Source organism: Pseudomonas neuropathica (assembly GCF_015461835.1).
In the GTDB taxonomy this organism is placed as follows: Bacteria; Pseudomonadota; Gammaproteobacteria; order Pseudomonadales; family Pseudomonadaceae; genus Aquipseudomonas; species Aquipseudomonas neuropathica.
The window spans coordinates 36,850-59,304 of record NZ_JACOPX010000027.1; the positions used below are offsets into that span (position 1 = coordinate 36,850).

General features: G+C 60.1%; 19 protein-coding genes, 1 other RNA gene and 1 pseudogene. 17 read left to right on the forward strand and 4 right to left on the reverse strand.

The window, feature by feature from the left end; genetic code table 11:
- The first annotated feature begins 43 nt into the window (after window positions 1–43).
- The 17 genes from rnpB (at window position 44) to lpxC (ending at window position 18,602) form a co-directional block, all read left to right on the forward strand.
- An RNA gene (gene rnpB / locus H8F23_RS27875) (RNase P RNA component class A) lies at window positions 44–397 on the forward strand.
- A gap of 402 nt (window positions 398–799) precedes the next feature.
- Complete coding sequence (mraZ, locus tag H8F23_RS27880; protein ID WP_007917012.1) at window positions 800–1,255, forward strand: division/cell wall cluster transcriptional repressor MraZ; 456 nt, start codon at window positions 800–802, stop codon at window positions 1,253–1,255.
- Window positions 1,252–2,199 carry a 16S rRNA (cytosine(1402)-N(4))-methyltransferase RsmH gene (rsmH, locus tag H8F23_RS27885; protein ID WP_371748248.1) on the forward strand — a complete coding sequence of 316 codons (948 nt, stop codon included), beginning with the start codon at window positions 1,252–1,254 and terminating at the stop codon, window positions 2,197–2,199. Before mraZ ends, rsmH begins: the two co-directional genes overlap by 4 nt.
- Window positions 2,196–2,489 carry a cell division protein FtsL gene (gene ftsL, locus H8F23_RS27890; RefSeq protein ID WP_007917008.1) on the forward strand — a complete coding sequence of 98 codons (294 nt, stop codon included), beginning with the start codon at window positions 2,196–2,198 and terminating at the stop codon, window positions 2,487–2,489. Before rsmH ends, ftsL begins: the two co-directional genes overlap by 4 nt.
- Window positions 2,489–4,228, forward strand: coding sequence for a peptidoglycan D,D-transpeptidase FtsI family protein (locus H8F23_RS27895; protein WP_194936496.1), 1,740 nt, complete (start codon window positions 2,489–2,491; stop codon window positions 4,226–4,228). Before ftsL ends, H8F23_RS27895 begins: the two co-directional genes overlap by 1 nt.
- The gene (locus tag H8F23_RS27900; RefSeq protein ID WP_093430687.1) at window positions 4,228–5,691 is read left to right on the forward strand and encodes a UDP-N-acetylmuramoyl-L-alanyl-D-glutamate--2,6-diaminopimelate ligase; all 1,464 of its coding nucleotides are present in this window, start codon (window positions 4,228–4,230) and stop codon (window positions 5,689–5,691) included. Before H8F23_RS27895 ends, H8F23_RS27900 begins: the two co-directional genes overlap by 1 nt.
- Window positions 5,684–7,051, forward strand: a complete 1,368-nt coding sequence (locus tag H8F23_RS27905; protein WP_194936490.1) for a UDP-N-acetylmuramoyl-tripeptide--D-alanyl-D-alanine ligase — start codon at window positions 5,684–5,686, stop codon at window positions 7,049–7,051. The genes H8F23_RS27900 and H8F23_RS27905 overlap by 8 nt, the downstream gene beginning before the upstream one ends.
- Window positions 7,051–8,133, forward strand: coding sequence for a phospho-N-acetylmuramoyl-pentapeptide-transferase (gene mraY, locus H8F23_RS27910; RefSeq protein ID WP_007917000.1), 1,083 nt, complete (start codon window positions 7,051–7,053; stop codon window positions 8,131–8,133). The genes H8F23_RS27905 and mraY overlap by 1 nt, the downstream gene beginning before the upstream one ends.
- Window positions 8,134–8,138: 5 nt before the next feature.
- A complete protein-coding gene (gene murD / locus H8F23_RS27915) occupies window positions 8,139–9,485 on the forward strand; it encodes a UDP-N-acetylmuramoyl-L-alanine--D-glutamate ligase (RefSeq protein ID WP_194936491.1) in 1,347 nt (448 codons plus the stop codon).
- Window positions 9,482–10,699, forward strand: coding sequence for a putative lipid II flippase FtsW (ftsW, locus tag H8F23_RS27920; protein WP_007916996.1), 1,218 nt, complete (start codon window positions 9,482–9,484; stop codon window positions 10,697–10,699). The genes murD and ftsW overlap by 4 nt, the downstream gene beginning before the upstream one ends.
- Window positions 10,689–11,759 (forward strand): undecaprenyldiphospho-muramoylpentapeptide beta-N-acetylglucosaminyltransferase, encoded by a 1,071-nt coding sequence (gene murG, locus H8F23_RS27925; protein ID WP_064120497.1) that lies wholly within the window; start codon window positions 10,689–10,691, stop codon window positions 11,757–11,759. The genes ftsW and murG overlap by 11 nt, the downstream gene beginning before the upstream one ends.
- On the forward strand, window positions 11,752–13,212 hold the full coding sequence (murC, locus tag H8F23_RS27930; protein ID WP_016987574.1) for a UDP-N-acetylmuramate--L-alanine ligase: 1,461 nt from the start codon (window positions 11,752–11,754) through the stop codon (window positions 13,210–13,212). The genes murG and murC overlap by 8 nt, the downstream gene beginning before the upstream one ends.
- Window positions 13,209–14,168: a D-alanine--D-alanine ligase gene (locus tag H8F23_RS27935; RefSeq protein ID WP_194936492.1), complete on the forward strand. Its 960-nt coding sequence runs from the start codon at window positions 13,209–13,211 to the stop codon at window positions 14,166–14,168. The genes murC and H8F23_RS27935 overlap by 4 nt, the downstream gene beginning before the upstream one ends.
- Window positions 14,169–14,172: 4 nt before the next feature.
- A complete protein-coding gene (locus tag H8F23_RS27940) occupies window positions 14,173–15,039 on the forward strand; it encodes a cell division protein FtsQ/DivIB (RefSeq protein ID WP_053123632.1) in 867 nt (288 codons plus the stop codon).
- Window positions 15,040–15,054: 15 nt separating this feature from the next.
- A complete protein-coding gene (gene ftsA, locus H8F23_RS27945; protein WP_007916987.1) occupies window positions 15,055–16,314 on the forward strand; it encodes a cell division protein FtsA in 1,260 nt (419 codons plus the stop codon).
- 67 nt (window positions 16,315–16,381) lie between these two features.
- Window positions 16,382–17,578 carry a cell division protein FtsZ gene (gene ftsZ / locus H8F23_RS27950; RefSeq protein WP_016986475.1) on the forward strand — a complete coding sequence of 399 codons (1,197 nt, stop codon included), beginning with the start codon at window positions 16,382–16,384 and terminating at the stop codon, window positions 17,576–17,578.
- A gap of 112 nt (window positions 17,579–17,690) precedes the next feature.
- Window positions 17,691–18,602, forward strand: a complete 912-nt coding sequence (lpxC, locus tag H8F23_RS27955) for a UDP-3-O-acyl-N-acetylglucosamine deacetylase (RefSeq protein ID WP_007916984.1) — start codon at window positions 17,691–17,693, stop codon at window positions 18,600–18,602.
- Between the two features lie 148 nt (window positions 18,603–18,750).
- On the opposite strand, the gene H8F23_RS27960 is transcribed toward lpxC, so the two are convergent.
- The 4 genes and pseudogenes from H8F23_RS27960 to H8F23_RS27970 form a co-directional block, all read right to left on the reverse strand.
- Window positions 18,751–20,256: a sensor domain-containing diguanylate cyclase gene (locus H8F23_RS27960; protein WP_194936493.1), complete on the reverse strand. Its 1,506-nt coding sequence runs from the start codon at window positions 20,254–20,256 to the stop codon at window positions 18,751–18,753.
- A 64-nt stretch (window positions 20,257–20,320) separates the two neighbouring features.
- Window positions 20,321–20,419, reverse strand: a pseudogene (locus H8F23_RS29015) (metal ABC transporter ATP-binding protein); the annotation flags it as partial.
- A 33-nt stretch (window positions 20,420–20,452) separates the two neighbouring features.
- Window positions 20,453–21,769: an OprD family porin gene (locus H8F23_RS27965; protein WP_194936494.1), complete on the reverse strand. Its 1,317-nt coding sequence runs from the start codon at window positions 21,767–21,769 to the stop codon at window positions 20,453–20,455.
- A 197-nt stretch (window positions 21,770–21,966) separates the two neighbouring features.
- Window positions 21,967–22,188: a hypothetical protein gene (locus tag H8F23_RS27970; RefSeq protein ID WP_194936495.1), complete on the reverse strand. Its 222-nt coding sequence runs from the start codon at window positions 22,186–22,188 to the stop codon at window positions 21,967–21,969.
- Window positions 22,189–22,455 lie beyond the last annotated feature (267 nt).

The following is a 22,455-nucleotide window of genomic DNA, read 5'->3' on the forward strand; positions in this document are numbered from 1 at the left end:
AGCGCTTGTTCTTCAGGCGCTCTGCCGTTAACCTTCGCGGCGGAGAGTCGATCGGACAGTCGCTGCCCTCTATGAAAATTAGGGGGGGGAGGAAAGTCCGGGCTCCATAGGGCGAAGTGCCAGGTAATGCCTGGGAGGCGTGAGCCTACGGAAAGTGCCACAGAAAATAACCGCCTAAGCGCTTCGGCGCCGGTAAGGGTGAAAAGGTGCGGTAAGAGCGCACCGCGCGTCTGGCAACAGTTCGTGGCTAGGTAAACCCCACTTGGAGCAAGACCAAATAGGGTCCCAAGGCGTGGCCCGCGCTGGGACCGGGTAGGTTGCTAAAGATGTCCAGTGATGGCCATCGTAGACGAATGACTGTTCAAGACAGAACCCGGCTTACAGATCGACTCTCCACCTTTTTCTTTCCCTGCTTGAATCATTGGCAACAGGGCTGTGTAATATCAGCAGGCCTGCTCTGAAAGTCCGGCAGCGGCAAACGCAGTAATAGCCATTTCCCACCTTGCTTCAATCAACAGCAGAAGCGCTTTTGTAATACCGAAAAAATCTTACTCTTAACAAATTACTTTAACTTTCGAGCGCAGCTTTCAGTGCTGCATCAAGTTATTGGTCAAAAGTATCCGCCAGATTCTCGTTGCACCTCCTTTTATGCTCCTAAATCTCCGTTCTGTAAGGGTTTTCCTTTAATCCGCGCCTTGACGGTGTGGTGGGCGCATTCCTATAGTGTGCGCAAGTGGCGGAAAGTGGCATGAAGTGGGTTTTTTGAGCTCAAAACGATAAAAATTGGAGAAACGCAGACGTGTTTCGCGGAGCTAACGCTATCAGTCTCGATGCAAAGGGCCGTCTCGCCATGCCGAGCCGGTACCGTGACGAGCTCGATTCGCGTAGTTCTGGCCAATTGATCGTGACCATTGATGCCGTTGATCCGTGTCTGTGTGTCTATCCGCTCGACGAGTGGGAAATTATTGAAACCAAGTTGCGCGCGCTTCCTTCGCTTCGCGAAGAGAACCGTCGCCTGCAACGTTTGCTGATTGGTAATGCCGTCGACCTTGAACTCGATGGCAGTGGTCGTTTTCTGGTTCCACCGCGTCTGCGCGAATACGCCAAGCTCGATAAGCGCGCGATGCTGGTAGGCCAACTGAACAAGTTCCAATTGTGGGACGAGGATGCATGGAACGCGGTATCTGCCGCTGACCTTGCTGCTATTCAACAACCGGGCGCGATGCCTGATGAACTGCGTGATTTGATCCTGTGACTATTGATAGCGGCTTTAACCACATCACCGTACTGCTTGACGAAGCCGTCGAGGCTCTCGCCGTACGTCCTGATGGCTGCTATCTGGACGGCACGTTCGGGCGCGGCGGACACAGCCGGTTGATCCTCAGCCAGCTAGGCACGGACGGCCGGCTCATCGGATTCGACAAAGATCCACAAGCGATTGCCACCGGGCAAACGCTAGCGGCCGAAGACGGCCGCTTTGTCGTTGTGCAGCGCAGCTTTGCCGAACTGGGTTCGGTGGTTGCCGAGCAAGGTCTGGCCGGCAAGGTCAGCGGCATTCTGCTTGACCTCGGCGTGTCTTCGCCGCAGCTCGACGACGCTGAGCGCGGCTTCAGTTTCCTCAATGACGGCCCGCTCGACATGCGCATGGACCCGTCCCGTGGCATCAGCGCTGCCGAATTCGTCAACACCGCACCGGCTGAGGAAATCGCCCGGGTGTTCAAGGAATACGGTGAAGAACGTTTCTCCGGTCGTATGGCCCGCGCCGTCGCCGAGCGTCGCGATATCAAGCCGTTCGAGCGCACTGCCGATCTGGCCGAAGTATTGAAAGTCGCCAACCCGGCATGGGAAAAGGGCAAGAACCCGGCCACCCGTGCATTCCAGGGTTTGCGCATTCACGTCAACAACGAACTGGGTGATCTGGAAGCCGGCCTCGAAGCCGCGCTGGACGCGCTGGAAATTGGCGGCCGTCTGGTCGTGATCAGCTTCCACTCGCTGGAAGACCGCATCGTCAAACTGTTCATGCGCAAACTGGTGAAAGGCGAAGCAGACAACCTGCCGCGCAACCTGCCGGTTCGCCATGTTGCGTTCGAACCGAAAATCAAAGTCCATGGCAAAGCGCAGACGGCCTCCGACGCCGAACTCAAAGCCAACCCACGTTCCCGTAGCGCCGTCATGCGCGTCGCGGAGAAGCTGCGGTGAGCAAGCTTTTCGCCAAGCCACTGCCCGGCGGCAGCTTTCTGATGCTGCTGCTGTTTATCGGCGTGCTCGTCTCGGCCATCGCCGTGTCGTACAGCGCGCACTGGAACCGGCAGTTGCTCAACACCCTTTATAACGAACTCAGCGTGCGCGACAAGGCGCAGGCCGAGTGGGGCCGTCTGATTCTCGAGCAGAGCACCTGGACCGCGCACAGCCGCATCGAAGTGCTGGCCACCGAACAACTGAAAATGCACATTCCGGGCGCGGCTGACGTGAAGATGGTGGCGCCATGATGAAACTCGAAGGCGCACTGTTCCCATGGCGCTTCCGCCTGATGGTGGCGCTGCTCGGCGTGATGGTCGCGGCGATCTGCTGGCGCATCATCGACTTGCAAGTGGTTGACCGTGACTTCCTCAAAGGTCAGGGCGATGCGCGCAGCCTGCGTCATATTCCGATTCCGGCTCACCGTGGTCTGATCACCGACCGTAACGGCGAGCCTTTGGCCGTAAGTACCCCAGTGACCACGCTGTGGGCCAACGCCAAGGAAATGCAAACGGCCAAAGAGAAGTGGCCGGCACTTGCTGCCGCGCTGGGTCAGGATCCGAAAGCCCTGACCGAACGCCTCGAAGCCCAGGCCAACAAAGAATTCATTTATCTGGTGCGCGGGCTGACCCCCGAGCAAGGCCAGGCTGTGCTTGATCTGAAAGTCCCAGGTGTCTACGGCATCGAAGAATTCCGCCGGTTCTACCCGGCCGGTGAAGTCACCGCGCACATGGTCGGTTTTACCGACATCGATGACCACGGTCGTGAAGGTGTCGAGCTGGCTTATGACGAATGGCTCGCCGGGGTGCCGGGCAAGCGACAAGTCATCAAGGATCGGCGCGGTCGGCTGATCAAGGATGTTCAGGTCACCAAAAACGCCAAGGCCGGCAAGCCCTTGGCGTTGTCCATTGACCTGCGTCTGCAATATCTGGCCAACCGCGAACTGCGTAACGCGATCATCGAGAACGGCGCCAAGGCCGGCAGTCTGGTGATCATGGACGTCAAGACCGGCGAGATTCTCGCCATGGTCAACCAGCCGACCTACAACCCGAACAACCGTCGCAACCTGCAACCGGCGATGATGCGTAACCGCGCAATGATCGACGTGTTCGAGCCGGGTTCGACCATGAAAGCCATTTCGATGAGCGCCGCAATCGAGTCCGGTCGCTGGAAACCGAGCGACACTGTCGAGGTGTATCCGGGCACTCTGCAGATCGGCAAATACACGATCAAGGACGTTTCCAAGAGCGAAGGTCCGGTGCTGGACATGACCGGTATTCTGATCAATTCCAGTAACGTCGGCATGAGTAAGGTCGCGTTCGATATCGGCGGTGAAACGATTTACCGGCTGGCACAGAAAGTTGGCCTCGGCCAGGACACCGGCCTTGGCTTCCCGGGCGAACGTGTCGGCAACCTGCCGAACTACCGCGATTGGCGCAAGGCTGAAACTGCGACCCTGTCCTACGGCTACGGTATTTCCGTGACCGCGATCCAGCTGGTTCACGCGTTCTCGGCATTGGCCAACAATGGTCGCCTCGCACCGCTGACGCTGATCAAAACCGACAAGCCGCCGCAGACCACACAGGTGCTGCCGGAAGCCGTCGCGAAAACCATGCAAGGCATGCTCACTCAGGTGATCGAAGCGCCGCGCGGCGTGTTCCGTGCGCAGGTGCCGGCGTATCACGTGGCGGGCAAGTCGGGTACTGCGCGTAAGACCTCGGTGGGTACCAAGGGCTACGCGGAAAACTCTTATCGCTCGCTGTTTGCCGGTTTCGGCCCGATGAGCGATCCGCGTTATGCGATTGTTGTGGTGATCGATGAACCGTCCAAGGCCGGTTACTTCGGTGGTCTGGTCTCCGCGCCGGTGTTCAGCCGTGTGATGTCCGGCACCCTGCGCCTGATGAACGTGACCCCGGACAACCTGCCGAACACCCAGCAGGCGAACGCCACTCCCGTCATTCCGCTGAAAGCCAATGGAGGGCGCGGCTGATGTCATTAAGTCTGAACAAGATATTCCCCCACGCCGGCCACGATCTGTTGATCCGTGAATTGGCGCTGGACAGCCGCAACGTACGCGCGGGCGATCTGTTCCTCGCCGTGCCCGGCGGCAAATTCGATGGCCGTGCACACATTGCCGATGCTCTGGCGCGCGGCGCTGCCGCTGTGGCCTATGAAGTGGAAGGCGCCACCGTGCTGCCGATCACTGACGTGCCGCTGATTCCGGTCAAAGGCCTGGCAGCGCAACTGTCGGACATCGCCGGGCGTTTTTACGGTGAGCCAAGCCATCACCTGAACCTGATTGGCGTGACCGGCACCAACGGCAAAACCAGCGTGACTCAATTGGTTGCGCAGGCACTGGATCTGCTCGGCCAGCATTGCGGCATCGTCGGGACCTTGGGTTCCGGCTTCTATGGCGCACTGCAAAGCGGTCTGCACACCACGCCGAATCCGATCGCCGTGCAAGCGACCCTGGGCGACCTGAAAAAGGCCGGCGCCAAAGCCGTGGCTATGGAAGTGTCGTCCCACGGTCTGGATCAGGGCCGCGTGACGGCGCTGGCGTTCGACGTCGCGGTGATGACCAACCTGTCCCGCGATCATCTGGACTATCACGGCACTATGGAGGCGTACGCCGAGGCCAAGGCCAAGCTGTTCGCCTGGAATGATCTGAAGTGCCGCGTGGTCAACCTCGACGACGATTTCGGCCGGCAACTGGCCGCGGAAAAACGTGAGTCGCGCTTGATCACCTACAGCCTGCTCGACAGCAGTGCCTATCTGTTCTGTCGTGAAGCGCAGTTCGACGACCATGGCGTGCGCGCCACGCTGGTCACGCCGCAGGGCGAACATCATCTGCGCAGCACCTTGCTCGGTCGTTTCAACCTGAGCAACGTACTGGCAGCAGTCGGTGCCTTGCTCGGTCTGGATTACGCGCTCGACGAAATCCTCAAAGTACTGCCGAAACTCGAAGGTCCGGCCGGGCGCATGCAGCGTCTGGGTGGTGGCACTCAGCCGTTGGTGGTGGTCGATTACGCGCACACCCCGGATGCGCTGGAAAAGGTTCTGACCGCTTTGCGCCCGCACGTCAAAGGTCAACTGCTGTGCCTGTTCGGCTGCGGCGGTGACCGTGACCGCGGCAAGCGTCCGTTGATGGCCGAAGTGGTCGAGCGTCTGGCCGATCAGGTACTGGTCACCGACGACAACCCGCGCACTGAAGATCCGGCAGTGATTTTCGATGACATCCGCGCCGGTTTCACGGCTGTGGATAAAGTCACCTTCGTCGCCGGCCGTGGTCAGGCGATTGCACAACTGATTGCCGGCGCTTCGGCGGATGACGTGATTGTCTTGGCCGGTAAAGGTCATGAGGACTATCAGGAAATCAATGGCGAGCGCCACGCTTTCTCCGATCTGGTCGAGGCCGATCACGCCCTGACCGCGTGGGAGGTGGCCCATGCTTAAGGCCCTGAAACTCAGCGAACTGACCAACGCGCTCGACGCACGTTTGATCGCCGCCGATGCCAGTTTCGATGGCGTCAGCATCGACAGCCGTGCGATCCAGCCGGGTCAACTGTTTATAGCGTTGACCGGCCCGCGTTTCGACGGTCATGACTACTTGAACGATGTCGCCGCCAAAGGTGCCGTCGCTGCGCTGGTCGAGCGCGAAGTCGCCGACAGCACCTTGCCGCAACTGCTGGTCAAAGACACCCGTCAGGCCCTCGGCCAATTGGGCGCGTTGAACCGTGCGGCTTTCACTCAGCCAGTCGCTGCCATCACTGGCTCCAGCGGCAAGACCACCGTCAAGGAAATGCTCGCGAGCATCCTGCGCACGCGCGGACCGGTGCTGGCGACCCGTGGCAATCTGAACAACGATCTCGGCGCGCCGCTGACCCTGCTCGAACTGGCCCCGGAACACACTTCGGCGGTGATCGAACTGGGCGCCTCGCGTCTGGGCGAAATCGCTTACACCGTTGGCCTGACCAAGCCGCACGTGGCGATCCTGAACAATGCCGGCACCGCGCACGTTGGTGAGTTTGGCGGCCCGGAAAAAATCGTCGAAGCCAAAGGCGAAATCATCGACGGGCTGGCGGCTGATGGTGTCGCCGTGCTCAACCTCGATGACAAAGCCTTCGGTATCTGGAAGGCCCGTGCAGGCGCGCGCAAAGTGCTGACTTTCGCCCTGAGCAACACTCAGGCGGATTTCTACGCCAGTGACTTGAGCACCGATGCTCGTGGTTGCCCGGCTTTCAATCTGCACACACCTGAAGGTGTCGAGCACGTTCAACTGAACCTGCTCGGCACCCATAACGTTGCCAATTCCATGGCTGCCGCCGCTGCCGCGCACGCCTTGGGCGTGTCGCTGTTCGGCATCGCCACCGGGCTGGGCGCCGTGCAACCGGTCAAGGGTCGCACCGTCGCGCAACTGGCGAAGAACGGTATGCGCGTGATTGATGACACTTACAACGCAAACCCCACCTCGATGTGCGCGGCCGTTGATATACTCGCCGGCTTTTCCGGCCGCACCGTCCTGGTGCTCGGAGATATCGGCGAGTTGGGCGATTGGGCGGAGCAGGGGCACCGCGACGTGGGCGAGTACGCCCGGGGCAAGGTTTCCGCGCTTTATGCCGTTGGGCCAAACATGGTTCACGCCGTAAACGCTTTCGGTGAACAGGCGTATCACTTCGGCAGCCAAGCCGAACTGATTCAGGCCCTCGACGCCGAGCAGGACACAAACACCACCATTTTGATCAAGGGTTCGCGCAGTGCAGCGATGGAAAACATCGTTGCGGCTCTGTGCGGGTCCAGTCTGGAGAAACATTAATGCTGCTGCTGCTAGCGGAGTATCTGCAACAGTTCTACAAAGGCTTCGCGGTCTTTCAGTACCTGACCCTGCGCGGGATCCTCGGTGTGCTGACCGCGCTGGTTTTGTCGCTGTGCTATGGCCCGTGGATGATCCGCACTTTGCAGAACCGTCAGATCGGTCAGTCCGTGCGTAATGATGGCCCGCAATCGCACCTGTCCAAGTCGGGTACACCGACCATGGGCGGCGCACTGATTCTGTCTTCGATTGGCGTCAGCACACTGCTTTGGGCTGACCTGAGCAACCGTTACGTCTGGACTGTTTTGCTGGTGACTCTGCTGTTCGGCGCCATCGGTTGGGTCGACGATTACCGCAAGGTCATCGAGAAGAACTCCCGTGGCTTGCCGAGCCGCTGGAAGTATTTCTGGCAGTCGGTGTTCGGCCTCGGCGCGGCGATCTTCCTTTATATGACCGCCTCCACCCCGGTGGAAACCACGCTGATCCTGCCGATGCTCAAGGACTACAGCATTCCGCTGGGCCTCGGTTTCATCGTGCTGACTTATTTCGTGATCGTTGGCTCGAGCAACGCGGTCAACCTGACTGACGGCCTCGACGGTCTGGCGATCATGCCGACCGTGATGGTCGGTGGTGGCCTCGGCATCTTCTGCTACCTGTCGGGTAACGTGAAATTCGCTGAATACCTGTTGATCCCTTACGTGCCGGGCGCGGGTGAACTGATCGTGTTCTGCGGCGCGCTGATCGGTGCCGGCCTTGGCTTTCTGTGGTTCAACACCTATCCGGCGCAAGTGTTCATGGGCGACGTCGGTGCCCTGGCACTCGGCGCGGCACTGGGCACCATCGCGGTGATCGTCCGTCAGGAAATCGTCCTGTTCATCATGGGCGGCGTGTTCGTGATGGAAACCCTGTCAGTCGTCATTCAGGTTGCGTCCTTTAAGCTGACCGGTCGCCGTGTGTTCCGCATGGCACCGATCCACCACCATTTTGAACTCAAGGGCTGGCCCGAGCCGCGTGTGATTGTCCGTTTCTGGATCATCACCGTGATTCTCGTGCTGATCGGCCTTGCCACCCTGAAGCTGAGGTAGAACGAGTGTCTCTGATCGCTTCTGACCACTTCCGCATCGTTGTCGGCCTCGGCAAGAGCGGCATGTCCCTGGTTCGCTTCCTGGCGAACCGGGGCACGTCGTTTGCCGTGGCGGACACGCGGGAAAATCCACCGGAACTGGCCACGCTCAAGCGTGACTATCCGCACGTGGAAGTGCGTTGTGGCGAGCTGGACGTCGAATTCCTGTGCCGTGCCGACGAGCTCTACGTGAGCCCCGGACTGGCGCTGGCGACCCCGGCCCTGCAAGCCGCTGCGGCCCGTGGCGTGAAACTGTCCGGTGACATCGAGCTGTTCGCGCGTAACGCGCAGGCGCCGATCGTGGCCATCAGCGGTTCCAACGCGAAAAGCACCGTCACCACTCTGGTCGGCGAGATGGCGGCTGCGGCCGGCAAGCGCGTTGCCGTCGGCGGTAACCTTGGCACTCCGGCGCTGGATCTGCTCAGCGACGACGTCGAGCTGTACGTGATGGAGCTGTCGAGTTTTCAACTGGAAACCACTGACCAGCTCAACGCCGAAGTGGCCACCGTGCTGAACATCAGCGAAGACCACATGGATCGCTACAGCGGTCTGCCGGCATACCACTTGGCCAAGCACCGGATCTTCCGTGGCGCGAAGCAGTTCGTGGTCAACCGTCAGGATGCGCTGAGTCGTCCGCTGATGGGCGAGGGCCAACCATGCTGGACCTTCGGTTTGACCAAGCCGGATTTCAAGGCATTCGGTATCCGCGAAGAAGACGGCGAGAAGTATCTGGCCTTCGAATTCCAGAACCTGATGCCGGTGCGTGAGCTGAAAATTCGCGGCGCACACAATCAGTCCAACGCCCTCGCGGCGCTGGCGCTGGGTCATGCCGTGGGCCTGCCGTTCGACGCCATGCTCTCGGCGCTGCGTACATTTGCCGGCCTTGAGCATCGCTGCCAGTGGGTCCGCGATCTCGACGGCGTGGCGTATTACAACGACTCCAAAGCGACCAACGTTGGTGCCGCACTGGCCGCCATCGAAGGCCTCGGTGCGGACATCGACGGCAAGGTCATCCTGATTGCCGGTGGCGATGGCAAGGGTGCCGAATTCAACGATCTGCGTGATCCGGTGGCGGCCAACTGCCGCGCCGTGATCCTGATGGGCCGTGACTCCGACAAGATCGGCGCGGCCATCGGCGAGGCCGTGCCACTGATTCGCGCGACCTCGCTGGTCGACGCCGTTGCGCAATGCCGCGCCGCCGCCCAACCGGGTGACGTCGTGCTGCTGTCGCCGGCCTGCGCCAGTTTCGACATGTTCAAGAATTACGAAGACCGTGGTCACCAGTTCGTCCGCGCCGTGGAGGAATTGGCATGAGCCTGCGCAATATCATCAAGCCGTATCCGTCGCCGATCATCACCGGGCGCGGTATCGACCTCGATTTCCCGATGCTCGCCGGTTGCCTGGCATTGCTCGGTCTCGGTTTGATCATGATCGCCTCGGCGTCCACTGAAGTGGCGGCAGCGCAGTCGGGCAGTCCGCTGTATTACATGATTCGCCACCTTATTTATGTGGTGCTGGGTCTGGGCGCGTGCATCGTCACCATGATGATTCCAATCGCCACCTGGCAACGCCTTGGCTGGTTGATGTTGATCGGTGCGTTCGGCTTGCTGGTGATGGTGATCATTCCCGGCATCGGGCGAGAAGTGAACGGTTCGATGCGCTGGATCGGGTTCAGCTTCTTCAACGTGCAGCCGTCCGAGATCGCCAAAGTGTTCGTGGTGATCTACCTCGCCGGTTATCTGGTGCGGCGTCAGAAGGAAGTGCGCGAAAGCTGGATGGGCTTTTTCAAGCCGTTCATCGTGCTGCTGCCGATGGCGGGCCTGTTGCTGATGGAACCGGACTTCGGTGCCACAGTGGTGATGATGGGCGCTGCAGCGGCGATGCTGTTCCTCGGCGGGGTCGGGCTGTTCCGCTTCTCGCTGATGGTGGTGTTGGCGGTCGGGGCGGTGGTCTTGCTGATTCAAATGCAGCCGTACCGTATGGCGCGTCTGACCAACTTCGCTGACCCGTGGGCCGACCAGTTCGGTGCCGGTTATCAGTTGTCGCAAGCCTTGATCGCGTTCGGTCGCGGTGAATGGCTCGGCGTCGGTCTGGGCAACAGCGTGCAGAAGCAGTTCTACCTGCCGGAAGCGCACACCGACTTCGTGTTCTCGGTACTGGCCGAAGAGCTCGGCGCCGTTGGTTCGTTGTGCACTGTCGCGCTGTTCGTGTTCGTGTGTATTCGCGGTATGTACATCGGTTTGTGGGCAGAGAAGGCTAAACAGTTCTTCGCCGCTTACGTGGCTTACGGTTTGTCGTTCCTGTGGATTGGTCAGTTCCTGATCAACATCGGCGTGAACGTCGGCCTGCTGCCAACCAAAGGTCTGACCTTGCCGTTCCTCAGTTACGGCGGCAGTTCGTTGGTGATCTGCTGTGCCTGCCTTGGCTTGCTGCTGCGGATCGAGTGGGAGAGTCGAACCCATTTGGGCAGTGAAGAGATGGAATTCCATGAGAGCGACTTCGCCGAGGAGCCGAATCATGGGCGCTAACGTATTGATCATGGCCGGCGGTACCGGCGGCCACGTGTTCCCGGCGCTGGCCTGTGCCCGCGAGTTTCAGGCGCGCGGCTACACCGTGCACTGGCTCGGCACACCGCGCGGGATCGAAAATGAACTGGTCCCGGCCGCCGGGCTGGAACTGCACCGCATCAACGCCACCGGCCTGCGCGGCAAGGGCAAGCTGTCGCTGCTCAAGGCGCCGTTCATGCTGCTGAAATCGGTATGGCAGGCGCGGGCAATCATTCGTCGCTTGCAGCCGGTGTGTGTGGTCGGCTTCGGTGGTTATGTGACCGGTCCTGGTGGCCTCGCTGCAAAACTGGCCGGTGTGCCGGTGATCGTTCACGAGCAGAACGCTGTGGCCGGCACCGCCAATCGGTTGCTGGTGCCGTTCGCCGCCCGGGTGTGTGAAGCGTTCCCCGACACCTTTACTCTGTCGGACACCCGCCGTACCACCGGAAACCCGGTGCGCAGCGAGCTGTTCCTCGACACATCGCGACCTGCCCTGGCCGGTCGCAAAGCGCGTTTGCTGATCCTCGGCGGAAGCCTGGGCGCAGAACCGTTGAACAAATTGCTGCCTGAAGCCCTGGCCCAAGTCGCTGCCGATTTGCGCCCGGAAGTGTTTCATCAGGCCGGCAAAAACCACGATGAAGTGACTGCAGAGCGCTACCGCGCCGCCGGCGTGGATGCGCAGGTGCAGCCGTTCATCAAAGACATGGCCCAGGCCTATGGCTGGGCTGACCTGGTGGTGTGCCGCGCAGGCGCGTTGACCATCAGTGAGCTGGCTGCCGCCGGTCTGCCCTCGATGCTGGTGCCTTTGCCCCACGCGATCGACGATCACCAGACCCGCAACGCCGATTATTTGGCCCGTGAAGGCGCAGCCTTCCTGATGCCGCAAAGAACGACTGGTGCCGCGGACCTTGCCGCGCGCCTGACAGAGGTCTTGATGCAACCGCAACGACTCGAAGATATGGCCCAAGCGGCCCGCCGTCTGGCGAAACCCGATGCCACCCGTAGCGTGGTCGATACCTGTCTGGAGGTGGCCCATGGTTGAGAATCAGAAAGCCATGCCACAACCGGAAATGCGCCGCATCCGTCGCATCCACTTCGTCGGCATCGGCGGCGTGGGCATGTGCGGCATTGCCGAAGTGTTGTTGAACCTGGGCTATGAAGTCTCCGGTTCCGACCTGAAAGCGTCGCCGGTGACCGAGCGTCTGGAATCTTTCGGCGCGCACATCTTCATTGGCCACCGTGCCGAGAACGCAGCTGCTGCCGATGTGCTGGTGGTGTCGAGCGCTGTGAACACCTCTAACCCGGAAGTGGCGAACGCGCTTGAGCGTCGTATTCCGGTGGTGCCGCGTGCCGAGATGCTCGCTGAGCTGATGCGCTATCGCCACGGCATCGCCGTCGCCGGTACACACGGCAAAACCACCACCACCAGCCTGATCGCTTCGGTGTTCGCCGCCGGTGGTCTGGACCCGACATTCGTCATCGGTGGTCGTCTGAACGCGGCGGGCACCAATGCCCAGCTCGGCACCAGCCGTTACCTGATCGCCGAAGCCGATGAAAGCGATGCAAGTTTCCTGCACCTGCAACCGCTGGTGGCCGTGGTCACCAACATCGACGCCGACCACATGGCGACCTACGACGGTGACTTCAACAAACTGAAGAAAACCTTCGTCGAGTTCCTGCACAACCTGCCGTTCTACGGTTTGGCGGTGATGTGCCTGGACGATCCGGTGGTGCGTGAAATCCTCCCGCTGGTGAAGCGTCCGACCGTGACCTACGGCTTCAGCGAAGACGCTGACGTGCGCGCGATCAATATTCGCCAGCAAGGCATGCAGACGTTCTTCACCGTGCTGCGCCCGGATCGTGAACCGCTGGACGTGTCGGTGAACATGCCCGGCAACCACAACGTACTCAATTCGCTGGCGACCATTTGCATCGCCACCGACGAAGGCGTCAGCGATGAAGCCATCGTTCAGGGCCTCTCTGGCTTCCAGGGCGTTGGCCGACGCTTCCAGGTCTATGGCGAACTGCCGGTGGACGGCGGCAACGTAATGCTGGTCGACGACTACGGTCACCACCCGACCGAAGTCGCCGCGGTCATCAAAGCCGTGCGCGGTGGCTGGCCGGAGCGCCGTCTGGTGATGGTTTACCAGCCGCACCGTTATAGCCGCACCCGTGACCTGTACGACGACTTCGTCAATGTACTGGCCGACGCCAACGTCCTGCTGCTGATGGAAGTCTATCCGGCCGGCGAAGAGCCGATTCCGGGCGCCGACAGCCGCAAGCTGTGCAACAGCATCCGCCAGCGCGGTCAGCTCGACCCGATCTACATCGAGCGTGGCGTCGATCTGGCGCCGCTGGTCAAGCCGCTGCTGCGTGCCGGCGACATCCTGCTGTGCCAGGGCGCCGGTGATATCGGTGGTCTCGCGCCGAAGCTGTTGAAAAGTGAATTGTTCGCTGGCGCCGTGGCGGCGTCGGTCGAGGGGAAGTTGAAATGACTGCTGCCTACGCCAAGCTGTTTTCTACTATGGCGCCGAAAGACTTCGGCCGTGTCGCCGTGCTCTTCGGTGGCCTGAGTGCCGAGCGTGAGGTTTCGCTGAAATCCGGTAACGCCGTACTCGACGCGCTGCAAAGTGCTGGCGTGGACGCGTTCGGCATCGACGTTGGCGACGACATTCTGCAACGTCTGCTGAGTGAAAAAATCGACCGCGCCTTCATCATTCTTCACGGCCGTGGCGGTGAAGACGGCTCGATGCAGGGTCTGCTCGAAGTGGCGGGCATTCCCTACACCGGCAGCGGCATTCTGGCTTCGGCACTGGCGATGGACAAATTGCGCACCAAGCAGGTCTGGCACAGCCTCGGGATTCCGACGCCACGTCACGCCGTGCTGTGCAGCGAAGCCGATTGTATTTCGGCGGCGACGGAACTGGGCTTCCCTTTGATCGTCAAACCGGCGCATGAAGGTTCAAGTATCGGGATGGCCAAAGTGAGTTCTGCGTCCGAGTTGATCGACGCATGGAAAGCGGCCAGTACCTATGATTCGCAAGTCTTGGTTGAGCAATGGATTCAAGGTCCGGAGTTCACCATCGCCACCCTGCGTGACCAGGTGTTGCCTCCAATCGCCCTGGGTACACCGCACACGTTCTACGACTACGACGCCAAGTACATCGCCAACGATACCCAGTACCGCATTCCGTGCGGGCTGGATGCCGCCAAGGAACAGGAACTCATGGATCTCACGGCCAAGGCCTGTGAGGCGCTGGGTATTGCCGGTTGGGGCAGGGCGGACGTGATGCAGGACGCCGACGGGCAGTTCTGGTTCCTGGAAGTGAACACCGCTCCGGGCATGACCGATCACAGTCTGGTACCGATGGCGGCCCGTGCGGCCGGCCTGGATTTCCAGCAACTGGTTCTGGCCATTCTGGCCGCCAGTGTTGAAGACGCTCGAGGTTAAGACGATGCAAGGCGCTCAGCTCCGACATCAGCCTCCCGCACCCGGCCGCAAGCCGGTGCCACGGGGTGCCAGCCGAATGGTGGCGAAAGAGCCGATGTCCGCGCGCCTGCCGAAAGCCAATTTCGGCTTTCTGAAGAGTCTGTTCTGGCCAGTGCTGCTGGTGGTGCTGGGCTTTGGTACTTACGAAGGTGCAACGCGTTTGCTGCCGTACGCCGACCGGCCGATCACCAAGATCGCCGTGCAAGGCGACCTGAGCTACATCAGCCAGCAAGCGGTGCAGCAGCGGATCGCCCCGTACGTGGCGTCGAGCTTCTTCACCATCGACCTGGCCGGTATGCGTACCGAGCTTGAGCAGATGCCGTGGATCGCCCACGCCGAAGTCCGTCGCGTGTGGCCGGACCAGGTGGTGATCCGCCTCGAAGAGCAACTGCCGGTGGCGCGTTGGGGTGATGAGTCGTTGCTGAACAACCAGGGCCAGGCGTTTACGCCCAAGGAACTGGCGAACTACGAACATCTGCCACAGCTGTTCGGCCCACAACGGGCCCAGCAGCAAGTGATGCAGCAGTATCAGGTGCTGAGCCAGATGCTGCGGCCGTTGGGCTTCTCGATTGCGCGCCTGGAACTGCGTGAACGCGGGAGTTGGTTTCTGACCACCGGTGCCGGCAGTTCCGGCCCCGGCATCGAGTTGTTGCTGGGACGCGGCAACCTGGTGGAAAAGATGCGCCGCTTTATCGCCATCTATGACAAGACGCTTAAAGACCAGATTACGAACATTGCGCGCATCGATCTGCGCTACGCCAACGGCCTCGCTGTTGGCTGGCGGGAACCTGTAGCGCCGACGACAGCCCAACCCGCTGTCGCAAAGAATTAAGAAGAGGCAGGACCCATGGCAAACGTGCAAAGCGGCAAAATGATCGTCGGTCTCGATATCGGCACCTCCAAGGTGGTGGCGCTGGTCGGCGAGGTTTCCGACGACGGCTCGCTGGAAATCGTCGGGATCGGTACCCATCCGTCCCGTGGCCTGAAGAAGGGCGTGGTGGTCAACATCGAGTCCACCGTGCAATCGATCCAGCGCGCGATCGAAGAAGCCCAACTGATGGCGGGCTGCCGCATTCACTCGGCGTTCGTCGGTGTGGCGGGCAATCACATCCGCAGCCTGAACTCCCACGGCATCGTCGCGATCCGCGATCGTGAAGTCAGCTCGGCCGACCTTGAGCGCGTGCTCGACGCTGCTCAGGCCGTGGCGATTCCGGCTGACCAGCGCGTGCTGCACACCCTGCCGCAAGATTACGTGATCGATAACCAGGAAGGCGTTCGTGAGCCTCTGGGCATGTCCGGCGTACGTCTGGAAGCCAAGGTTCACGTAGTCACCTGCGCCGTCAACGCCGCACAGAACATTGAAAAATGCGTGCGTCGCTGCGGTCTGGAAATCGACGACATCATTCTCGAGCAACTGGCCTCGGCCTACTCGGTCCTGACCGACGACGAGAAAGAACTGGGCGTGTGCCTGGTCGACATTGGCGGCGGTACCACCGACATCGCGATCTTCACCGAAGGCGCGATCCGTCACACCGCAGTGATCCCGATTGCCGGTGATCAGGTGACCAACGACATCGCCATGGCGTTGCGCACCCCGACCCAGTACGCCGAAGAAATCAAGATCCGCTACGCCTGCGCCCTGGCCAAACTGGCCGGTGCCGGTGAAACCATCAAGGTGCCGAGCGTCGGCGACCGTCCACCGCGCGAACTGTCGCGTCAGGCCCTGGCCGAAGTGGTCGAGCCGCGTTACGACGAACTGTTCACGCTGATTCAGGCCGAGCTGCGTCGCAGCGGCTACGAAGACCTGATCCCGGCCGGCATCGTCCTGACCGGCGGTACTTCGAAGATGGAAGGCGCCACTGAACTGGCCGAAGAGATCTTCCACATGCCGGTCCGTCTGGGCGTGCCGCATGGCGTGAAAGGCCTGGATGACGTGGTGCGCAACCCGATTTATTCCACTGGCGTTGGCTTGTTGATGTACGGCCTGCAAAAGCAGTCCGACGGGGTCTCGTTCTCCGGCATCGGCAGCCGCGACAGCTACAGCAACGAAGAGCCACAGGCGCCGTTGCTGGACCGATTGAAGAAGTGGGTTCAAGGCAACTTCTAAAGCTTTACCGCAACACCGCAACAAACAGCAGTAGGCGAAAAAACTAGAGAATGTAAGGAGAGGGAAAATGTTCGAACTCGTAGACAACATCCCCGCAAGCCCGGTAATCAAAGTTATCGGTGTTGGCGGTGGCGGCGGCAACGCTGTCAATCACATGGTCAAGAGCAACATCGAAGGCGTTGAATTCATCTGCGCCAACACTGATGCTCAAGCGCTGAAAAACATCGGCGCGCGTACCATTCTGCAACTGGGCACCGGCGTGACCAAAGGTCTGGGCGCTGGCGCCAACCCTGAAGTAGGTCGTCAGGCCGCTCTCGAAGACCGTGAGCGCATTGCCGAAGTCCTGCAGGGCACCAACATGGTGTTCATCACCACTGGCATGGGCGGCGGTACCGGTACCGGTGCTGCGCCGATCATCGCCGAAGTGGCCAAGGAAATGGGCATTCTGACCGTTGCTGTCGTAACGCGTCCGTTCCCGTTCGAAGGCCGCAAGCGTATGCAGATCGCCGATGAAGGCATCCGCATGCTCTCCGAAAGCGTCGACTCGTTGATCACCATTCCCAACGAGAAGTTGCTGACCATCCTCGGTAAAGACGCCAGCCTGCTGTCGGCTTTCGCCAAGGCAGACGATGTACTGGCCGGTGCCGTTCGCGGTATCTCCGACATCATCAAGCGTCCGGGCATGATCAACGTCGACTTCGCCGACGTGCGTACCGTGATGAGCGAAATGGGCATGGCGATGATGGGCACTGGCTGCGCCAGCGGTCCGAACCGTGCACGTGAAGCCACTGAAGCGGCGATCCGCAACCCGCTGCTGGAAGACGTGAACCTGCAAGGCGCACGCGGCATCCTGGTGAACATCACCGCCGGTCCTGACCTGTCCCTGGGTGAGTACTCCGACGTGGGTAGCATCATCGAAGCCTTCGCTTCCGAACACGCGATGGTCAAGGTCGGTACCGTTATCGATCCGGACATGCGCGACGAACTGCACGTGACCGTGGTTGCCACTGGTCTGGGCGCGAAAATCGAGAAGCCTGTGAAGGTCATCGACAACACCGTTCATACCTCCATGGCTTCTGCCCAGGTACAACAACCGGCTCCGGCCCGTCAGGAAGCGCCTGCGGTTAACTACCGTGATCTGGACCGTCCGACCGTCATGCGCAACCAGGCTCAGGCCGGTGCTGCGGCTGCCGCGAAGATGAATCCGCAAGATGATCTGGACTACCTGGACATCCCGGCTTTCCTGCGTCGTCAGGCCGATTGATGGAATGTATCAGGGCTATGAAGGTGATTGGTGTTCAGCAAAGGCATGGTCTGCTATCATCGCCAGCCTTTGTTGATACCAGTTCGCAATTTGCGCTGAAGCGGCCCAAGCCATGATTAAACAACGCACACTGAAAAATATTATCCGTGCCACAGGTGTAGGCCTGCACTCCGGTGAGAAGGTCTATCTGACCCTCAAGCCTGCGCCTGTCGACACTGGCATTGTGTTTTGTCGCGCTGACCTCGACCCTGTGGTGCAGATTCCTGCCCGCGCGGAAAACGTCGGTGAAACCACTATGTCGACGACGCTGATTAACGGCGACGTCAAAGTGGACACGGTAGAGCACTTGCTCTCGGCCATGGCTGGCCTGGGCATCGATAACGCCTACGTCGAGCTCTCCGCGTCCGAAGTCCCGATCATGGATGGCAGCGCTGGACCCTTCGTATTCCTGATTCAATCGGCAGGCCTGGAAGAACAGGACGCCGCCAAGAAATTCATCCGCATCCTGCGTGAAGTGACAGTGGAAGACGGCGACAAGCGCGCCACTTTCGTCCCTTTCGAAGGATTCAAGGTGAGCTTCGAGATCGATTTCGATCACCCGGTATTCCGGGACCGCACCCAAAGTGCAAGCGTGGATTTTTCCAGCACTTCGTTCGTAAAAGAAGTCAGCCGCGCCCGTACCTTTGGTTTCATGAGTGATATCGAGTACCTGCGCAAGCACAACCTCGCACTCGGCGGCAGCGTTGAAAACGCAATCGTGGTCGATGCCGATGGCGTGTTGAACGAAGACGGCCTTCGCTATGAAGACGAATTCGTGAAGCACAAGATCCTCGACGCGATTGGCGACCTGTACCTGCTGGGTAACAGCCTGATTGGTGAGTTCAAAGGCTTCAAGTCCGGTCATGCACTGAACAACCAGCTGCTGCGCAAGTTGATTGAGCAGACAGACGCTTGGGAAGTAGTGACGTTCGAAGACGCCAGCACCGCACCAATCTCTTACATGCGCCCGGTTGCGGCGGTGTAAGTAAAAAACCTCTCTAGTTTTTTGAAGGCCATCCTCGGATGGCCTTTTTTTATGCCCTTTTAAAATCAAAAGATCGCAGCCTTCGGCAGCTCCTACAGGGTGATCGCATTCTCATGTAGGAGCTGCCGAAGGCTGCGATCTTTTGATCTTAATAGCTGACGACGCGGTTACGCCCACCTTCCTTGGCCTGATATAGCGCCTTGTCCGCCGCAAACAACAGCTGCTCCAGCGTCATCTCACTTGCCGCGGTCCAGCTCGCAATGCCGATGCTCACGGTCATCGGCCGCTCGGCCCCGTCGACCAACGGCAACTGCTCCACCGCCTGACGAATATGCTCCGCTATCTGCTGTGCGCCATGGCCATCGGTCTCGGCGAGAATCACCGAAAACTCTTCACCTCCGTAACGCGCCACCAGATCCGTCGGTCGCCGCACATTTTCCGTGATGACCCTGGCCAGCGTCTTCAGCGCCAGGTCGCCGCCCTGATGACCATGCCGGTCATTGAAAGCTTTGAAGTGATCGGCATCGATCATCATCACCGACATCGGTTTGCCTGAGCGCTGTGCGCGAAACCACTCGTGACGCAGGGCCTGATCAAGCATGCGCCGATTGGCCACGCCCGTCAGCGCATCGGTGGCGGCCAGTTGTGCCAGCTCGCGCTCGGCCCGTTGGCGCAGGCGCAACTCGCGGGCCAGCAACCAGGTCAGCCACAGCAAACCCATACACAACACGCCCGTGGCACCACTGATCAGCATCGCGGTGCGTCGCCAGGTGCCGAACACTTCATCGCTGGACAGCGCGACCATCACCGTCAGTGGCAGATTGCCGACCCGCGAATAGGTATAGAGGCGTTGTTGATGGTCCATGCTCGAGGTGCTGGTAAAACTGCCATTGCCATCCTTGTCATCCAGAATACGCACGACATTCGGTCGGTTGCCGTAGCTCTTGCCGATGGAATCGCTTTGCAGGTAGGGCTTCTGCGCGAGCAGGACGCCGTCACTGTTGATGATGTTCAGCGTGCTGTCTTTGCCAATGTCGAGGCTGTTGAACAACTGATCGAAGTAATCGAGCTTCATCGAGGCCACGGCTACCCCGGCGAACTCACCGGTTTGCGAGGAAATCCGTCGACTGAAGCTGATTCGCCACTGATTGGCCTCGTCGCAGTCGCAACGGGTCTTGAACGGTCGGCTGATGAACATGCCAGTGTCGCGATTGAATGCGTGTGCGAGGAAATAATCGCGATCGGCAAAATTGCCCGGTTTTGGCTCGATCCGCGAGGAGTCGGCAATCACATCGCCGTGTTTGTCGAGGAGCAGTATGTCGCCCTTGAAGCGCGCGGTGGTCGAGCGGTCGAACAGCGCCAGATGGCGGATCTGCGGTGAGACATCTTGCAGGTCATCGCGCTGGGCGGCGGCGATCAGGCCTTGCAGGGTCAGGTCGTACAGCTCGACCGTGCGCAGGACATCGGCGTCGATCAACTGGGCGATGGTGGTGGCGCTACGGGTAGCCGATTCCTGAGCGTTGGCGTGCTCGCGGATCAGCAGGAACGTGACGATGCACAGAATCGCGATCACGGTCAGCGAACTGCCGCAGATCAGCAGCAACTCGGGGCGTCCGGTCTTGCCCGCAACGGGTGGGGTACGACTTGCGATCATGATTGGGCTGTCGGTTGGGGAGATCTTATAAGCGTAGTTGCACGAGTCCAGTGACGGTATTCCACTGTGGGAGCGAGCTTGCTCGCGAATGCGGCGTGTCATTCAACATAGATGTCGATTGATAGACCGCTTTCGCGAGCAAGCTCGCTCCCACAGGGCGCATCACTGAATTTAAGGCTGTGCTATGGCGCCGATCTTAGAAGACGTTGATCGGGTAGTCGATGACAACACGGTATTCATCTGTGTCCGAATCAATCACGCCGTAGCCGTTGCCGCCTCGGTTGGTCGCCCATTGCAGGTGGACTGCCAGATCCTTGGCCTGACCGCTCTGCACCACGTACTGCAAGTCGAGATCGCGCTCCCAATGTTTAGCGTTGCGGCCATCGGCGCTGTACCAGTTGGAATAGCCTTTGCTGTCGGCGTCGACTTTGGTCAGGTCCACAGTGCCGCGCGAATACGACACCGCCGAGGTCAGTCCCGGCACGCCGACACCGGCGAAGTCATAGGCGTACTTGAGCTTCCACGAGCGCTCGTTCGGGCCGTTGAAGTCAGAGTATTGCTGGGAGTTGTCGAGGTAAACGCTGTCGCCCTGGCTGATGTAGTCGAACGGCGTGTTGCCGTTGACCCGCTGATACGCGGCGGTAACGCTGTGATTACCGACGCCAACGGTGAAATGCAGGCTGTAGGTGTTGTTGTCGATGTTGCCCAGCAGCGCATCACCGGTGTCTTGCGTGTGATAGAAGTGCAAGCCCGGGTTGAGGCTGACCAGATCGTTCAACTGCCACGTGTAGTCGAGGTCGTAGTAGTACTGGTTCCAGATGTCCTTGAGCTCGGACGCATAAAGACTGCTGGTCAGGCCTTCGACACCGCTCCACGCCACGCCGGCCCAGTTCAGGTGCTGGCTCTCATCGCCGTCGGCAAGAGTGCCGTAGGAAGTGCCGATGCGCGTGTGGCCACTCTGGTTGTAAGGCTTGGTGAAACTCGCCTGGCCGCCTTCGATCAACCAGCCGTCGAAGCTGTGGTTGGTCAGGCTCACACCACGGAAAGTCTGCGGCAGCATGCGTGTGTCACCGCCGGCGATGACCGGGTTGGTGAGGAACAGGTCACCGGCCTTCAGCTCGGTATCGAACGCGCGCATTTTCAACGTGCCGCCCGCCGTGGAGAATGCTCCCGGCGCTTTGCCGCCATTCTCTCTGACCGGCAGGATGCTCGAACCGTCCGTGCCGCCACCACCATCCAGCTTCAGCCCGAGCATGGCGTGGGCATCAATGCCGAAACCGACCGTACCTTCGGTGTAGCCCGACTTGAAAATGCCAAGAAAGCCCTGGCCCCACTCAATGTTGTCGTCTGCTTTCTGCAAGCGGTTGCGATTCATGTAGTAGTTGCGAGCGTTGAGGTTGAGGCTCGAACCTTCGACAAAGCCATCTTTGGCAGGCTCTTCAGCGTGAGCGGCAGGGGCAATCGTTGCGGCAATTGCAATGAACAACGGAGAGAAGCGGACTGGGTAACGCACTTGCGATGGAGCTCCTTGGGTCAACTGGCCCCTCAATGTCCTGAGGGGCGTGATGTTTCTTGTTGTTACAGACGAACCAAACGGCTTTCAGACCACAACGAAAAAAGGCCGCTGAAAGGCAGCGGCCTGGAATGACGACGGTTGAACGGGAAGAGCCAAACAACCGCGTCGAGGGAAACGTTGGCGCGGTGCGCGACTCAGCTGTCTTTCTCGGCCGCTTGAGCCTGGGAAGTGACAGCCTGCGGGGCTTGCGTGGCGTCTTGCGCCTTGGCCATCACTTCGGCCTGATGCTGATCGAAGGCCTGAGCGCGAGCGACGTTGTGCGCTACGAACGACTGCGATTCTTCAGCCATCGCCATCGGCGACAGGATCAATGAGGACAAAACGAAAGCGCTGGCAATACCCATACTGTTGGACATCTTGAAAACCTTCTCGCTTGGCGAGTGCTGTTTGGTGCGGGCAAAGATAAGGTTGCCGGGCGTTGGGAAACAGCGTGATTTTCATAAATGACTGTTGCGCGGGAGGTAAAAGTCGAAGATCGCGGTGCGGCCAAGGGCAACCCCCTCACTGTAGAGACCGGTACATCCTTTACAAATTAGACCGGGGACATCGTTTACACCTTTACAGGCTTGAAACGCGTTTGGCGCCGCTTTCAAGCCTGCCTAAACAGTGGCTGCAAAGGTACA

What these genes read in the sequence shown, in the direction of transcription:
- H8F23_RS27895 (WP_194936496.1), top strand. Translation starts at nt 2,489, where the DNA reads ATGAAACTCGAAGGCGCACTGTTCCCATGGCGCTTCCGCCTGATGGTG.
- H8F23_RS27900 (WP_093430687.1), top strand. Translation starts at nt 4,228, where the DNA reads ATGTCATTAAGTCTGAACAAGATATTCCCCCACGCCGGCCACGATCTG.
- H8F23_RS27905 (WP_194936490.1), top strand. Translation starts at nt 5,684, where the DNA reads ATGCTTAAGGCCCTGAAACTCAGCGAACTGACCAACGCGCTCGACGCA.
- mraY (WP_007917000.1), top strand. Translation starts at nt 7,051, where the DNA reads ATGCTGCTGCTGCTAGCGGAGTATCTGCAACAGTTCTACAAAGGCTTC.
- ftsW (WP_007916996.1), top strand. Translation starts at nt 9,482, where the DNA reads ATGAGCCTGCGCAATATCATCAAGCCGTATCCGTCGCCGATCATCACC.
- murG (WP_064120497.1), top strand. Translation starts at nt 10,689, where the DNA reads ATGGGCGCTAACGTATTGATCATGGCCGGCGGTACCGGCGGCCACGTG.
- murC (WP_016987574.1), top strand. Translation starts at nt 11,752, where the DNA reads ATGGTTGAGAATCAGAAAGCCATGCCACAACCGGAAATGCGCCGCATC.
- H8F23_RS27935 (WP_194936492.1), top strand. Translation starts at nt 13,209, where the DNA reads ATGACTGCTGCCTACGCCAAGCTGTTTTCTACTATGGCGCCGAAAGAC.
- H8F23_RS27940 (WP_053123632.1), top strand. Translation starts at nt 14,173, where the DNA reads ATGCAAGGCGCTCAGCTCCGACATCAGCCTCCCGCACCCGGCCGCAAG.
- ftsA (WP_007916987.1), top strand. Translation starts at nt 15,055, where the DNA reads ATGGCAAACGTGCAAAGCGGCAAAATGATCGTCGGTCTCGATATCGGC.
- ftsZ (WP_016986475.1), top strand. Translation starts at nt 16,382, where the DNA reads ATGTTCGAACTCGTAGACAACATCCCCGCAAGCCCGGTAATCAAAGTT.
- lpxC (WP_007916984.1), top strand. Translation starts at nt 17,691, where the DNA reads ATGATTAAACAACGCACACTGAAAAATATTATCCGTGCCACAGGTGTA.
- H8F23_RS27960 (WP_194936493.1), bottom strand. Translation starts at nt 20,256, where the DNA reads ATGATCGCAAGTCGTACCCCACCCGTTGCGGGCAAGACCGGACGCCCC.
- H8F23_RS27970 (WP_194936495.1), bottom strand. Translation starts at nt 22,188, where the DNA reads ATGTCCAACAGTATGGGTATTGCCAGCGCTTTCGTTTTGTCCTCATTG.